14 protein-coding genes are annotated in these 13001 nt (G+C 64.0%); 10 read left to right on the top strand and 4 right to left on the bottom strand.

Annotation, left to right across the window (positions count from 1 at the left end):
• Positions 1 to 7: 7 nt before the first annotated feature.
• Positions 8 to 658 (bottom strand): hypothetical protein, encoded by a 651-nt coding sequence (locus P8R33_RS02615; RefSeq protein ID WP_278327433.1) that lies wholly within the window; start codon positions 656 to 658, stop codon positions 8 to 10.
• 97 nt (positions 659 to 755) lie between these two features.
• On the opposite strand from P8R33_RS02615, the gene ispH reads away from it, so the two are divergent.
• The 3 genes from ispH to rnhA are packed head-to-tail and all read left to right on the top strand — an operon-like array spanning position 756 to position 3151.
• Entirely contained in the window at positions 756 to 1739 is a 984-nt protein-coding gene (ispH, locus tag P8R33_RS02620; RefSeq protein ID WP_278327434.1) for a 4-hydroxy-3-methylbut-2-enyl diphosphate reductase, read from the top strand.
• Positions 1740 to 2714, top strand: coding sequence for a homoserine kinase (locus tag P8R33_RS02625; RefSeq protein WP_278327435.1), 975 nt, complete (start codon positions 1740 to 1742; stop codon positions 2712 to 2714). It abuts the gene before it with no gap.
• Positions 2711 to 3151, top strand: a complete 441-nt coding sequence (rnhA, locus tag P8R33_RS02630) for a ribonuclease HI (RefSeq protein WP_278327436.1) — start codon at positions 2711 to 2713, stop codon at positions 3149 to 3151. Before P8R33_RS02625 ends, rnhA begins: the two co-directional genes overlap by 4 nt.
• A gap of 12 nt (positions 3152 to 3163) precedes the next feature.
• Here the strand turns inward: rnhA and P8R33_RS02635 are convergent, their stop codons facing one another.
• The 3 genes from P8R33_RS02635 to P8R33_RS02645 all read right to left on the bottom strand — a co-directional run bounded on the left by P8R33_RS02635 (position 3164) and on the right by P8R33_RS02645 (position 5451).
• On the bottom strand, positions 3164 to 3340 hold the full coding sequence (locus P8R33_RS02635; RefSeq protein WP_278327437.1) for a YegP family protein: 177 nt from the start codon (positions 3338 to 3340) through the stop codon (positions 3164 to 3166).
• A 66-nt stretch (positions 3341 to 3406) separates the two neighbouring features.
• A complete protein-coding gene (locus P8R33_RS02640) occupies positions 3407 to 4504 on the bottom strand; it encodes an NAD(P)/FAD-dependent oxidoreductase (RefSeq protein WP_278327438.1) in 1098 nt (365 codons plus the stop codon).
• Positions 4501 to 5451 carry an alpha/beta fold hydrolase gene (locus P8R33_RS02645; RefSeq protein ID WP_278327439.1) on the bottom strand — a complete coding sequence of 317 codons (951 nt, stop codon included), beginning with the start codon at positions 5449 to 5451 and terminating at the stop codon, positions 4501 to 4503. The genes P8R33_RS02640 and P8R33_RS02645 overlap by 4 nt, the downstream gene beginning before the upstream one ends.
• Positions 5452 to 5544: 93 nt before the next feature.
• On the opposite strand from P8R33_RS02645, the gene P8R33_RS02650 reads away from it, so the two are divergent.
• From P8R33_RS02650 to P8R33_RS02680, 7 genes are all read left to right on the top strand, one after another.
• Positions 5545 to 6036 (top strand): A24 family peptidase, encoded by a 492-nt coding sequence (locus P8R33_RS02650; protein WP_446532494.1) that lies wholly within the window; start codon positions 5545 to 5547, stop codon positions 6034 to 6036.
• Positions 6037 to 6130: 94 nt separating this feature from the next.
• Positions 6131 to 7285 carry a Flp pilus assembly protein CpaB gene (cpaB, locus tag P8R33_RS02655; RefSeq protein WP_278327441.1) on the top strand — a complete coding sequence of 385 codons (1155 nt, stop codon included), beginning with the start codon at positions 6131 to 6133 and terminating at the stop codon, positions 7283 to 7285.
• A gap of 44 nt (positions 7286 to 7329) precedes the next feature.
• A complete protein-coding gene (locus P8R33_RS02660; protein ID WP_278327442.1) occupies positions 7330 to 8943 on the top strand; it encodes a type II and III secretion system protein family protein in 1614 nt (537 codons plus the stop codon).
• Between the two features lie 14 nt (positions 8944 to 8957).
• On the top strand, positions 8958 to 9605 hold the full coding sequence (locus P8R33_RS02665; protein WP_278327443.1) for a CpaD family pilus assembly protein: 648 nt from the start codon (positions 8958 to 8960) through the stop codon (positions 9603 to 9605).
• Between the two features lie 3 nt (positions 9606 to 9608).
• Positions 9609 to 10901: a pilus assembly protein CpaE gene (locus tag P8R33_RS02670; RefSeq protein ID WP_278327444.1), complete on the top strand. Its 1293-nt coding sequence runs from the start codon at positions 9609 to 9611 to the stop codon at positions 10899 to 10901.
• 71 nt (positions 10902 to 10972) lie between these two features.
• Positions 10973 to 11944 (top strand): type II secretion system F family protein, encoded by a 972-nt coding sequence (locus P8R33_RS02675; RefSeq protein ID WP_278327445.1) that lies wholly within the window; start codon positions 10973 to 10975, stop codon positions 11942 to 11944.
• 19 nt (positions 11945 to 11963) lie between these two features.
• Complete coding sequence (locus P8R33_RS02680; protein WP_278327446.1) at positions 11964 to 12965, top strand: type II secretion system F family protein; 1002 nt, start codon at positions 11964 to 11966, stop codon at positions 12963 to 12965.
• Positions 12966 to 13001 lie beyond the last annotated feature (36 nt).

Genomic DNA, 13001 nt, shown 5'->3' on the forward strand with positions numbered 1-13001 from the left:
GCAGCGCTTAGCGCGTGGCGTTGTAGCGCAGCTGCGGTTCGGACAGCTGGAAGCCGACCAGCAGCTCGAACGTCGCCCGCTGCACGGCAGCACGCACCGCCGGATCGGCCAGCGGGTCGAGTGCCGCATCGGGATCGCCGGCCTTGCGCTTGCGGGTGATCTGCTCGCGGATATCGGCGGGCAGCGAAGCGTCGGCGCGGTTCACATAGGCACCTGCCTGCCCACTGGCGGAGGCGCGTTCCTGCCCGTCCGCGAATTGCAGTGTGACCTGTCCGATCCGCTTGGTCACCACCTGCGATCCGCCGCGCAACACGGTGGAGAAATAGGGCAGCGTTACGGTGCGTGCACCGCGCGTATCGGCGCGGCGGGCCAGCACGTCGAAGGTCGCCTGCGTATAAACGCGCTCCGCACCCTCGTCGCAGGTCGAACGCAGATTGGTGATCGCCGCCGTCACGTCGAGGTCGGCCAGCGTGGTCGATCCGGGCGTGCGGAAGGTCGTGATGTCGCCGGTGTAATCGGGAATGCCGACCGCCGGGCACGCGGTGCGGACTGCCTGGATACCGACGCCTTCGTTGATCACCAGTTCGCCTTCGCGGCTGCATCCGGCGAGCGCCAGTCCGACTGCGAGCACGGATAGGAGGCGATTGCGGCTGGTCATGCGGCTTGTATTCCCTTGTCGAATTCGAACTCGGCCCGCCATGCGGGACGCGAGGACGCCCTAGCTTGCGTGCGGCGAAAGCGCTAGAGGGCAGCACATGAACGCCCCCTTTCAATCCACCGATGCGGCAGCTGGCAGCGATCCGCGCCTGCCCCTCCAGCTCCTGATCGCCGCCCCGCGCGGTTTCTGCGCCGGAGTCGATCGCGCGATCGAGATCGTCGAGCGCGCGCTCGAGAAATACGGCGCGCCGGTCTATGTCCGGCACGAGATCGTCCACAATCGCTATGTCGTGGAGAGCCTCAAGGCCAAGGGCGCGATCTTCGTCGAGGAACTGGACGAGGTGCCGACCGACGCACCTGTGGTCTTCAGCGCGCACGGCGTGCCGAAGTCCGTCCCGGCAGAGGCCGAACGGCGGAACATGATGTATGTCGATGCGACCTGCCCGCTGGTGAGCAAGGTCCACCGCCAGGCCGAGCGCCAGATCGAAAAGGGGCAGCACATCCTTTTCATCGGTCACGAAGGCCATCCCGAAGTCATCGGCACGATGGGCCAGGTGCCCGAAGGCCAGATCACGCTGGTCGAGACGGTCGAGGACGTCGCGAAACTGCCGTTCACGCGCGACGACAAGCTGTCCTTCCTGACGCAGACGACCCTGTCGGTCGATGACACGCGGGAACTGGTGGAGGCCCTGCAGGAACGTTATCCGCAGATCGTCGGACCGAAGGCGGAAGACATCTGCTACGCCACCAGCAATCGGCAGGCGGCGGTCAAGAAGATCGCTCCGGCCAGCGACCTTGTGCTGGTTATCGGAGCGCCCAATTCTTCCAACTCGCTACGGCTGGTCGAAGTCGCAGAACGCCTTGGGACCGATGCGCGGCTGATCCAGCGGGCCGAGGAGATCGATCCGACATGGCTGGAAAGCGTCGGCACGCTCGGCCTGACCGCTGGTGCCTCGGCTCCCGAGAAGCTGGTTCGCGAAGTCGTCGACCGCCTGTCCGAGTGGCGCGCCGTTAGCGAGGAAACGATCATGACTGCCGAGGAAAACATGATCTTCAAGCTACCGCGCCAGCTGACCGACTAGGTGGCAGTCTACACCCACCTCGGCGCGGAGGATCTGGCGGATCTTATCGCGGCCTACGATGTCGGCGAACTGGTTTCCGCCAAGGGGATCGCCGAGGGCGTGTCGAACTCGAACTGGCTGATCGAGACGACTGGCGCGGATGGCACCGGTGCTCGCTTCATCCTGACAATGTACGAATACCGCATCGATACCGCGCAGCTGCCCTTCTATCTCGGCCTGCTCGATCATCTTTCGGCCAGGGATTGCCCGGTCCCGCGCACCATCCACGACCGGACTGGCGCAGCCTATCGCACGATTGGCGACAAGGCGGTGGCGCTGATCGAATTCCTGCCCGGCGTCTCGGTCGACCGCCCGACACCGGCGCAAGCCGAGGCGGTGGGAGCGGCTTTGGCGCGATTGCACGGTGCGGTCGGAGACTTCGACAAGTCGCTGGCGCAGGCTATGGGCTTGGCAGAATGGCGGCGGTTATTGGAGGACTGTGGCAAGGAGGGGCTGGCGGGGATCGATCCTGCACTGCCCGACCTGGCCTTTTCGGAGCTGGACTACCTCGATGCCCATTGGCCCGAGGGGCTGCCGCGAGACGTCGTCCACTGCGACCTGTTTCCCGACAACGTCCTGATGCTGGGCGACAAGGTCAGCGGCCTTATCGACTTCTATTTCGCAGCCGAAGATTTCCTCGCCTACGATCTCGCCGTGACCCATGCAGCCTGGTCCTTCGAAGACCGAGGCAAACGCTTCCGCACGGAAGTCAGCGATGCGCTGCTCGCAGGCTACGCTAATGGGCGAAGCCTGTCGGACGCCGAGAGAGCGGCGCTTCCCGTGCTGGCGCGGGGGGCTTGCATGCGCTTTATCTCGTCGCGCGCCTACGACTGGGTGAATACCCCCGCCGACGCGCTCGTGGTGCGCAAGGACCCGATGGATTTCGCCGCGCGACTGGATTTTTACCGCGAGCATGGCACAGCGCTCTTCGCATGAAGAAAGTCGAGATATTCACCGATGGCTCCTGCAAGGGCAATCCCGGCCCCGGCGGCTGGGGCGCGCTGCTGCGCATGGGTCGTCATGAGAAGGAACTGTCCGGCGGCGAGCCGGAGACGACCAACAATCGCATGGAGATGACCGCCGCGATCCGCGCGCTGTCCGCGCTGATCGAGCCGTGCGAGGTCGAGCTTTATACCGACAGCAAGTACCTGATCGATGGCATCACCAAATGGGTGCACGGCTGGAAGAAGCGCGGCTGGGTCAATGCCAGCAAGAAACCGGTCCGCAATGCCGAGCTATGGCACGATCTGATCGAGCTTACCGCGCGTCACACCGTCCACTGGCATTGGGTCAAAGGACATAGCGGCCACCCGGAGAACGAACGGGTGGACCAGCTCGCCAGCGACGCGGCCGATGCCATCGCCGCCGGCTGAGCCTGAGGCAGCTTAACTGTTGTCCATCACCTCGGCACCCGGGCCGTTCTTCTTGATCGAATCGATCGCGTTCTGCGCGCTGGCCTTGGAGCTGTAGCCCTCTGTCGAGAACATCGTTTCCGAATTGTATTTGAAGCGCACGCGGTACTCGCCTGCCTTGTCCTTATAGATTTCGAAATGATGGGCCATGGCTTGCAGCTCCCGTGTTTGCGATTGGATTCGGTCTTGCAAGCCTAACAAATGTTGTCCAATTGGCTACCCGAAGCGTGACGCCACATATGGCGATGGATCGACCGCTGCTGTCAGATCGTCGCCGGACGCCCCGGTGAACAATTGCGCTGCGAGGCGCGCAGCGGCCGGTGAGGTCTGGATTCCGAAGCCGCCCTGGCCCGCGAACCAGCCGAAGCCTTCGACATAGGGATCCCAACCGTAAACGGGTCGCCGGTCGGGCGCGAAGCTGCGCAATCCGGCCCATTTTCGCTCGACCGCTTCGACCTGCCAGTCCACCACGCTTTCGAACCGATCGATTGCCTGAGCAACGGCCAGCTCTTCGGGAGCGGCATCGCAAGGCTCGCTCGGTTCTTCGTCATGCGGGCTCAGCCAGACCCGGCCCGATTCGGGCTTGAAATAGAAACCGCCGCCGATGTCGAGCACGAGCGGGAGATCGGGCGGGACCTGCGGCGCGACCCTCAATTGCACGACCGTGCGCCGCAGCGGCTGGATCCCGACCGGGCGCGCGCCTGCAAGCTGTGCGAACTCGTCCGCCCAGGCGCCGGCTGCATTGATGAGCGCTCCGGCGGTCCAGCTTTCGCCCGCTGCGCTCGTCAACGTCCACTGGCCATCCCGGCGGGACGCGTCGACGATCCTGGCGCGACAGACAAGCTGGACGCCACCGCGCTTGGCCATAGCGAGATAGTGCTGATGCAGCGCGCCTACGTCGATGTCGGCACAGGCAGGCTCCCAGATCGCGCGGGTCCAGTCCGGGCGCAGGCCGGGCAGCCGCTGTTCCAGCGCATCCCGATCGAGCTGCTCTATCGTCACGCCCGTCCCGTCGAAACGCTGTTCGAAGCGGTCGATGGCATGCGTATCGCTAGCGCGCCCGATATAGAGCGCGCCGCGCTGCGTCAGAAAGCCGCCCTCGCGCAAATATCGTCCCGATGCGAGCGTGAGCGGAACGATGTCCGGCCCGCCATAGCATTCCTCCCAGAACGCGGCCGAGCGGCCGGTCGAATGGTATCCCGGCCGATCCTCCGCCTCGAGCAGCAAGACGGTCGCTCCGGTAGCGGAGAGTTCGGCGGCGAGGCTGGCCCCGGCGATCCCGGCGCCGACGATGGCGAAATCGAAAGTGTTCACGATGTTTGCGGTGCAACCCTGTCCAGAAATTCCTCGATCGCACTCATCGCGCGGCCCCGCACCTCATCGGTCTCGCGCAGAATCTCGTGATGCGCTTCCGGCCCGAATGCGACCAGTTCGCCTTTCGGCAGGCGCTCGCTCGCCCGAACGGCGGCGGGATGGCTGACCAGCTTGTCGTTGGATGTCGACACTATCAGCACCGGAACCTCCATGGCTTCCATTGCGCCTGTCCGTTCCAGCACCCGGCTCGAGGCATAGGCCCGCTCGACCCAGCCCCAGCTGCCCGGTCCCATCACCAGTTCGGGCCGCTGCTCGCGCCACCACAGTTCGTCGGCATAGCGTTGGGCGTCGTGGCTTAGCAGGTCGCGCCGCCGCGCAGGGATTTCTCCCGGCTTTTCGCTCCATTTCCATGCCGGGCGCGTGGGTTTGCCCAGCAACGTCATCAATTTCGCGACTCCCTGCAGCATGGGCAGCGGAAGCGGCGGCCCCGCCATGCCTAGCATCGGCGCGCTCAGGACTACGGCATCGGGATCGACAACCTGCTCGACCAGGGCACGCATGACGAGATGCCCACCCATCGAGTGGCCCGCAAGGACATGGGGTCCGGGCGTCTCCGCTTTCCATGCGGCCCACAGAGCCGCCAGATCGGCCACCCAGTCGCCGAAATCGTCGATATGTCCGGTGACGTCGTCGTCGCCCAGCCGACCAGACCCGGCCTGGCCGCGCCAGTCCGCTGCCGTCACGCGCCAGCCGGCCCGATGCCATTCCTCCAGCGTCTCGAGATACTTCTCGTAGAAGTCGCCGCGCCCGGGAAGGAACAGGATCGAACCGCGTGCAGGCTTTGCGCCAGGCCAGTCGATCCGGCGCACGGCATGTCCATCGGGTGCAGTCCAGCGGGTCTCGCTGGCATCTGCAGGAATGGAGCGGCGGTCGATCGCCGGGGTCATGGCCGTATCCGAGATATGCGGGTCCTCGCTATGGTTACTGTTTGGTAAGTCATGATCTGTACCACCGGCACCGAAAGGACTTTCGGGGACATCATGGCCGGTATCGAAATCACCTACGTATTGCTCGGCGGATTGGCAATCGCACTGCTCATTGCTGCGGTCACCGACCTCAAGAGCCGCACGATCGGCAACAAGCTCAATGCTGCAATCGCACTCGGCGCCCCGCTGTGGTGGTGGGCGAGCGGGCTGACGCTGTGGCCGGGTGTCGCATGGCAGATCGGCTTTGCCGCGCTGGTATTCGCAATTTGCACCGCAATCTTCGCTCTGCGCCAGATGGGCGGCGGCGACGTCAAGCTGCTGACCGTACTCGCGCTGTGGATTCCGCCGCTGCCGTTTCTCAAGCTGATCGTCATCATGGCCATCGTCGGCGGGGCGCTGACGATCGTTTTCGGCGCGGCGCACATCCTGCGTCGCAGCAAGGACCGCATCGCCATTCCTTACGGTCTGGCGATCGCCATCGCCGGTCTGTGGGTGCTCGGCACCGAGCAGTTGGGCCAAGTGCCTGCCGTTTCGGGAATGCTTTGAAAACCCGATCTTAACCAATTCGCCCGTAAGCGAAGAAACCATACCTGCCCGCACCAACATTTTCACGCGGGCCATACGAGGGGGCTAGATAGCCATGGACAGGAAGAAGCTGGTTCTGCTGGTAGGCGCACTGATCGTTGCGATCGGTACCGCACTGGTTGCTCGGAGCATGTTTGCAGGTGCCTCGGCACCGCAGGCAGAGGCCGCGCAGGTGGAAGCACAGGGACCCAAGGTTCTCGTCGCGCAGCGTGCGCTGCCGGTGGGGACCATCATCACCGCAGATGCGATCAACTTCCAGCTGTGGCCGGAAGAGCTGGTGCAGAACGCCTACTTCCTCGATGGCGAAGCGGATATGTCCAAGCTGCTGGGCACGGTGGTCCGCCACCCGATTACGGCAGGCGAACCGGTGACCCAGGGTGCGCTCGTCGCGCCGGGCGATCGCGGCTTCCTTGCTGCCGCCCTCGCCCCGGGCATGCGTGCCGTTACCGTGCCGGTGTCCGCCCAGTCGGGCGTGGCGGGTTTCGTCTTCCCGGGCGACCGTGTCGACATGGTGCTGACCCAGACCGTCGAGGGCGGTGACGATACCGAAATGCGCACCTCGGAAACCATTCTTCGTAACCTTCGTGTACTCGCCACCGACCAGTCGACCGTGTCCGAAAAGGCCGAAGACGGGTCTACCATCGTCAAGCCTTTCCGCGCCGTTACGCTGGAAGTGACGCCGGTAATCGCCGAAAAGATCGCCGTGGCGCAGACCATCGGTACGCTCAGCCTGTCGCTGCGTTCGCTTGCCGACAACCAGAGCGAACTCGAGATGGCGCTGGCCAAGGGTGATGTGACCATCCCGGACGACGCTACGCCGGAAGAAGAAGAAAAGCTGCTGCGCGAAGCCATGGCGCGTCCCGACGATGCCAAGGGCACCTTCGTGACCGGCGGCGACGTGTCGCGCTTCCAGCGCCGCAGCGTCCGCCCGGTCGGATCGTCCAACAAGGGCGGCGGCGGCGGCACCGCGGACTTCAACCCGGCCGATCTCTTCGGCGGACGCGAAGTCAAGCATACCGGCCCGACCGTCAGCGTGACGCGCGGCAAGGACACCGAAGTCGTGCCGATCGGCAAGAACGGTTCGGTCACCACGCCCGCAATGCGCGAGGCCTCCGTCTTCGAGAAGATGATGGAGACCGCCATCAAGGCACAGGCGGGCACCGCTGGCCAGGGCATGCCGACGCCGACCAATTCGAAGCCAGTTCGATGATTGGCCGCGATACCAAGACAGGAAGCCATTCAGGGGGCAATTCCATGAAACGTCGTCTCACTACCAAAGTGCTGCTCGCCAGCCTGGCGCTCGCGCCCTTGGCCAGCATCCCGGCCAATGTCGCCACCGCCCAGTCGGTCGCACGGCCCAGCTCGGAAATCGTGCTGTCGATCGGTCGCGGTGAACTCGTCACCGTCCCGGGCGCCATGGCCAACGTGTTTGTCGCCGACGACAGCGTTGCCGATGTGCAGGTCAAGTCGACCCGCCAGCTTTATGTCTTCGGCAAAGCCGGCGGCGAGACCACGGTCTACGCCAGCAACTCGGCCGGCGACATCGTCTGGTCCGCCAACGTCCGCGTGGGTTCGAACATCTCGAGCATCGACCAGATGCTGGCGCTGGCCATGCCGGCCGCGAAGGTCAATGTCGCGACGATCGGCACGAACACCGTATTGCTGACGGGTACGGTCGGCGCGCCGGAAGACGCTGCCGAGGCCCAGCGCCTGGTCGAAGCCTTCCTCGGCGAAGATGCCAATGTGATCAGTCGCCTGCGCACGGCAACACCCCTGCAGGTGAACCTGCAAGTGAAATTCGCCGAGGTCAGCCGCTCATTGGTGCGCGACATCAAGGGCAACCTCGCCACGCGCGACCAGTCCAACGGATTTGTGTTTGGCGCACAGAGCAATAACGCAGGCAACATCGTCGGCAATCAGCCTACGGCAAATACGGTTCCGCTCGATCCCTGCGCAGTTTACCAGTTTGCCTGCACCAGCGAACCGCGCCCATACGACTATATCAACCAGCGCTTCGTTACTCCGCAAACCACGTTCGAAACCGTGCGTGGCAATGCGAACGGACTGCTTGCACTTGGCGGCCGAGTTCTCGGGTTCGATCTTCTTGCAACGCTCAACCTAGGTGAGCAGATCGGCCTTGTTACCACGCTGTCGGAACCGAACCTGACCGCCCTTTCGGGCGAGACCGCCGAGTTCCTCGCAGGTGGCGAGTTCCCGATCCCGCAGAGCCAGGGCTTGGGCACCGTCACCGTCGAGTACAAGAACTACGGTGTCAGCCTGACCTACACGCCGACCGTGCTGGCCAATGGCCGTATCTCGATGCGCGTGCGCCCGGAAGTGTCGGAACTTTCCAGCCGCGGTGCGGTGACGCTGAACGGGTTCACCGTTCCCGCCCTCACCACCCGCCGTGCGGAAACGACCATCGAGCTCGGCTCCGGCCAGAGCTTTATGATCGCGGGCCTGATGCAGAACAGCTCGCAGAACGCCCTGGAGAAAACCCCGGGCCTGGCGGAGCTGCCGATCCTCGGCAATCTGTTCCGCTCCAAGAGCTATCAGAAGGGCGAGACCGAGCTGGTCATCATCGTAACGCCTTACCTGGTGAAGCCGGTCAACGCGAGCGACATCGTGTTGCCGACCGATGGCTTCCGCGCTCCGGACGAGGTCGAGAGCATCCTCGGCTACATGGAAAACAACGGCGAGAGCGGCGCCAAGCGCCCGATGCCGACCATGCAGGAAAGCACCGAGCCGGCCACGCCGGGTATCTCGCAGGCTCCGGCGAACGGCGCAGCAACCGCCAGCACCGCACCGGTCCAGCCGCGCCGCGCCGAGGCCGATCCGGCCGCCAAGCCCGGCTTCAGCTTCGAGTGAGAAGGAACATAGCGATGCGTAACATCATGAACCGCAAGACGACCTCCGCAATGGCCCTCTCGCTCGCGCTCGGCCTGGGTGCCTGCGTCGGCGGGGTGCCGACCAACGACACGCTCTATTCGACCAAGCAAGCGGTCGTGGAGCGCACGCACTACACCTTCGACGTGCAGACCAATGGCGACAGCCTGCCGGTCAGCGAACAGCAACGCCTGCTTGACTGGTTCGACTCGATGGACCTGCGTTACGGCGACAAGATCGCGGTCGAGGACCCGGGCTATGGCGAAGGCGTGCGCGATAGCGTGGCGCAGCTGGCCGGCCGCTACGGCCTGCTGCTGACGGACGGTGCCCCACCGACCGAGGGCTATATCTCGCCGGGCCAGGCGCGTGTCGTTATCTCGCGGACGCTTGCGAGCGTTCCGGGCTGCCCCGACTGGTCGGCCAAGAGCGACGCCAATTACAAAAACGCCACCTATCCGAATTACGGCTGCGCCACCAATGCCAACATGGCTGCGATGGTCGCCAATCCGGAGGACCTCGTCACCGGCCAGGTGGGCACGGGCGAAACCGTTATCCTGAGCTCCAACAAAGCCATCGACAGCTATCGCAACCAGGAGCCGACCGGCGCTGGCGGCCTTGCTGAAGTCGGCACCACAGAGGACTGATCCATGAGCGCTTCACTCAAATCTGCCATGCCCGGCAACCGCGATGCCTTCGCTGCATTCCTGTGCGACGAAGCGGCGCTCGACGTGTTGCGCCCGGTGGTCATCGAACTCGGCTGGCAGCCCGAGAAATGCAACAAGGGCGGGCTTCGCAATGCGACCCAGGCCCTGTCGGTCTCGGCCAGTCCGAATATCCTGATGGTCGACCTGTCGGAAAGCGGCGACCCGCTCAACGACATCAACGCGCTGGCCGAAGTATGCGAGCCCGGCACGGTGGTGATCGCGATCGGCCAGGTGAACGACGTGCGTCTTTATCGCGACCTGCTCGCGAGCGGCATCCACGACTACCTTCTGAAGCCGCTCAGCGCCAGCGTGCTGCGCGATTCGCTCAATCAGGCACAGGCGGTCTTCGCGGCTCCGCGCATGAGCGACGAGGACAAGGCCAAGCGCCATATCTCCACCGCTGTCATCGGTACACGTGGAGGCGTCGGGGCATCGACGCTTGCAACGTCGCTGGCCTGGAACTTTGCCGCCGAACGTAACCTCGCGACGGCCATGCTGGATCTCGACTTGCATTTCGGCACCGGCGCCTTGACGCTCGATCTCGAGCCGGGGCGCGGACTGACCGACGCGATCGACAACCCCAGCCGCATCGACGGGCTGTTCATCGAACGCGCCATGATCCGCGCGAACGAGAATCTCGCCATCCTGTCGGCCGAGGCGCCGATCAACCAGCCGTTGATGACCGACGGATCGGCATTCATGCAGCTGCAGGACGAATTCAAGCACGCGTTCGACATGACCGTGCTCGATATGCCGCGCAACATGATGATCAACTTCCCTCACCTTCTGAACGAGGTGAATATAGTGGTCCTCGCGGCGGAAATGTCGCTTGCCTCCGCACGCGATACGATCCGTATCCTGTCGTGGCTGAAAACCAACGCCCCGCACGCAACGCCGCTGATCGTGGCGAACAAGGTGCAGCCGGGCGCAGCCGAAATCAGCAAGGCCGACTTCGAAGCCTCGATCGAACGCAAGATCGACGTTATCATTCCGTACGACCAGAAGGCCGCGGCCAATGCGGCCAAGCTGGGCAAGACCTTCCTCGAGGCCAATAGCGGAGCGAAGGCTGCGGCGGCGATCAAGCAGGTCAGCCAGCAGGTCATCCGCCTTGATCATGACGACGAGGACGAGAGCGAAACCGAAAGCGGCAAGAAGTCGCTGCTCGGAGGCCTCGACCTCAAGGGCCTGCTTTCGAAAAAGAAAGAGCCCGCGGCAGCTGCGGAAGCGGTCGAATAAGCGCGGTGCCGGCATCCGCCCAGAGCGGGCGGCGCGGCAACCGAACGAACGGATAGGGACGGAGTCAACGAATGGATATCATTCAGGTCGTATTGCTAGCTGTCGGGGTGCTCGCCCTGCTGGTCATCGGCTATACGCTGATTGCCGGACCCGATGCTGCCAAGGCCAGCCAGCGGCGCCTGCAGCAAGTCCGCTACCGGCATTCGGAAAGCACCGACGCCAAGGTGGAGTCGCAGCTCAAGAAGGCGATTGCCTCGCGCCGGCCGAAGCGGCACGCGGCCGCCGGCTCGACTTCGCGCATCGATGCGCTTGCGATCCGGCTCGACCGGACGGGCAAGAACTGGTCGCTGAGCCAGTATGCCTATGTCTCGATCGGCATCGGCCTGGCGATTGCGACATTGCTGTTCCTGCGCTCCGGATCGCTGCCGCTATCCTTCGGCATCGGCGTGCTCGCCGGCGCGGGCCTCCCGCACTTCTTCGTCGGCCGGCAGATCAACAAACGTACGGCGCAATTCAATGCGAAGTTTCCGGACGCGATCGAACTGCTCGTGCGCGGTTTGCGCTCGGGTCTTCCGGTAACGGAAACGCTGGCAGTCGTATCGCAGGAAGTCCCGGGCCCGGTCGGCCAGGAATTCCGCGGCATCGTGGAGCGCATCAAGATCGGCAAGACCATGGAGGATTCGCTCCAGGACACCGCCGACCGCCTCGGCATCCCCGAGTTCAATTTCTTCTGCATCACGCTGGCGATCCAGCGCGAAACCGGCGGCAACCTCGCAGAGACGCTGTCGAACCTTTCCGACGTGCTGCGCAAGCGTTCGCAGATGAAGCTGAAGATCAAGGCGATGAGTTCGGAATCGAAAGCGTCGGCCTACATCGTCGGCTCGCTGCCCTTCATCGTCTTCTGCCTCGTCTACTGGATGAACCCCGAATATCTCTCCGGGTTCTTCACCGACGATCGCCTCATCGTCGCCGGCCTCGCCGGTCTCACATGGATGAGCATCGGCGGCTTCATCATGGCCAAGATGGTCAACTTCAAAATCTGAGCAGGGAAGAGACAGACCCATGGACCCCTCCACCGGCCCAACGCTTCTCGGTGTCGACGTCATGTTCGTCGGCTCGATCCTCGCCGGGATCGCAGCGCTCGCAGTATTGTTCGCAATCTACACGGCGGTCACGATCCGGGACCCGATGGCGAAGCGCGTCAAGGCGCTCGAGGGGCGTCGCGAGGAGCTGAAAAGCGGCCTCGTGACGTCGAGCGCGAAAAAGCGCCAGAGCCTGGTGCGCAAGACCGACACGACCGAGAAGATCAAGGACACGCTCGGCAGCATGAAGGTGCTGCAGCAGAGCCAGGTAGAAGCTGTTCAGCAGAAGCTGGCCCATGCGGGCTTCCGCAACAAAGAGCTGGCGGTGTACATCATCGCCGCGCGCATGATCCTGCCGGTCCTTCTCGGCGGGGCCGCCTTCACCTGCATCTTCCTGCTCGACATGTTTCCCGACTGGGGCGCGATCAAGCGTAACGGCGCCCTCGCGGCATCCGTCTTCGCGGGATACAAGGGGCCGGAACTCTATATCGGCAACATCGCCAAGAAGCGCTCCGATGCCATCCGCAAGGGTCTGCCCGACGCACTCGACCTGCTGGTCATCTGCGCGGAAGCCGGTCTCACGGTCGATGCCGCCTTCAACCGCGTCGCCAGGGAATTGGGTCGCGCCTATCCGGAACTGGGGGACGAATTCACCCTGACCGCGATCGAGCTGTCCTTCCTGAACGAACGCCGCCAAGCCTTCAACAATCTCGCCTATCGCGTCGATCTCGATGCGGTGAAGGGCGTGGTCACGACCATGGTTCAGACCGAGAAATACGGTACGCCGCTGGCTTCGGCATTGCGAGTGCTCTCCGCCGAATTCCGCAACGAGCGAATGATGCGGGCCGAGGAAAAGGCCGCGCGCCTCCCGGCGATCATGACCGTGCCGCTGATCCTGTTTATCCTGCCGGTGCTGTTCATCGTCATCCTGGGCCCTGCGGCCTGTTCGATCGGCGACGCGTTCAGCGGCGGGATCGGATAGCCCGAACCACCAGATCTGGGACTAAGCGAAAGCCTG

The sequence above is a fragment of the Qipengyuania flavescens genome (assembly GCF_029688735.1).
Lineage (GTDB): Bacteria > Pseudomonadota > Alphaproteobacteria > Sphingomonadales > Sphingomonadaceae > Qipengyuania.

Coding starts and splice junctions, on each gene's coding strand:
- P8R33_RS02615 (WP_278327433.1), bottom strand. CDS start 658: ATGACCAGCCGCAATCGCCTCCTATCCGTGCTCGCAGTCGGACTGGCG.
- ispH (WP_278327434.1), top strand. CDS start 756: ATGAACGCCCCCTTTCAATCCACCGATGCGGCAGCTGGCAGCGATCCG.
- rnhA (WP_278327436.1), top strand. CDS start 2,711: ATGAAGAAAGTCGAGATATTCACCGATGGCTCCTGCAAGGGCAATCCC.
- P8R33_RS02635 (WP_278327437.1), bottom strand. CDS start 3,340: ATGGCCCATCATTTCGAAATCTATAAGGACAAGGCAGGCGAGTACCGC.
- P8R33_RS02645 (WP_278327439.1), bottom strand. CDS start 5,451: ATGACCCCGGCGATCGACCGCCGCTCCATTCCTGCAGATGCCAGCGAG.
- P8R33_RS02650 (WP_446532494.1), top strand. CDS start 5,545: ATGGCCGGTATCGAAATCACCTACGTATTGCTCGGCGGATTGGCAATC.
- cpaB (WP_278327441.1), top strand. CDS start 6,131: ATGGACAGGAAGAAGCTGGTTCTGCTGGTAGGCGCACTGATCGTTGCG.
- P8R33_RS02660 (WP_278327442.1), top strand. CDS start 7,330: ATGAAACGTCGTCTCACTACCAAAGTGCTGCTCGCCAGCCTGGCGCTC.
- P8R33_RS02665 (WP_278327443.1), top strand. CDS start 8,958: ATGCGTAACATCATGAACCGCAAGACGACCTCCGCAATGGCCCTCTCG.
- P8R33_RS02670 (WP_278327444.1), top strand. CDS start 9,609: ATGAGCGCTTCACTCAAATCTGCCATGCCCGGCAACCGCGATGCCTTC.
- P8R33_RS02675 (WP_278327445.1), top strand. CDS start 10,973: ATGGATATCATTCAGGTCGTATTGCTAGCTGTCGGGGTGCTCGCCCTG.
- P8R33_RS02680 (WP_278327446.1), top strand. CDS start 11,964: ATGGACCCCTCCACCGGCCCAACGCTTCTCGGTGTCGACGTCATGTTC.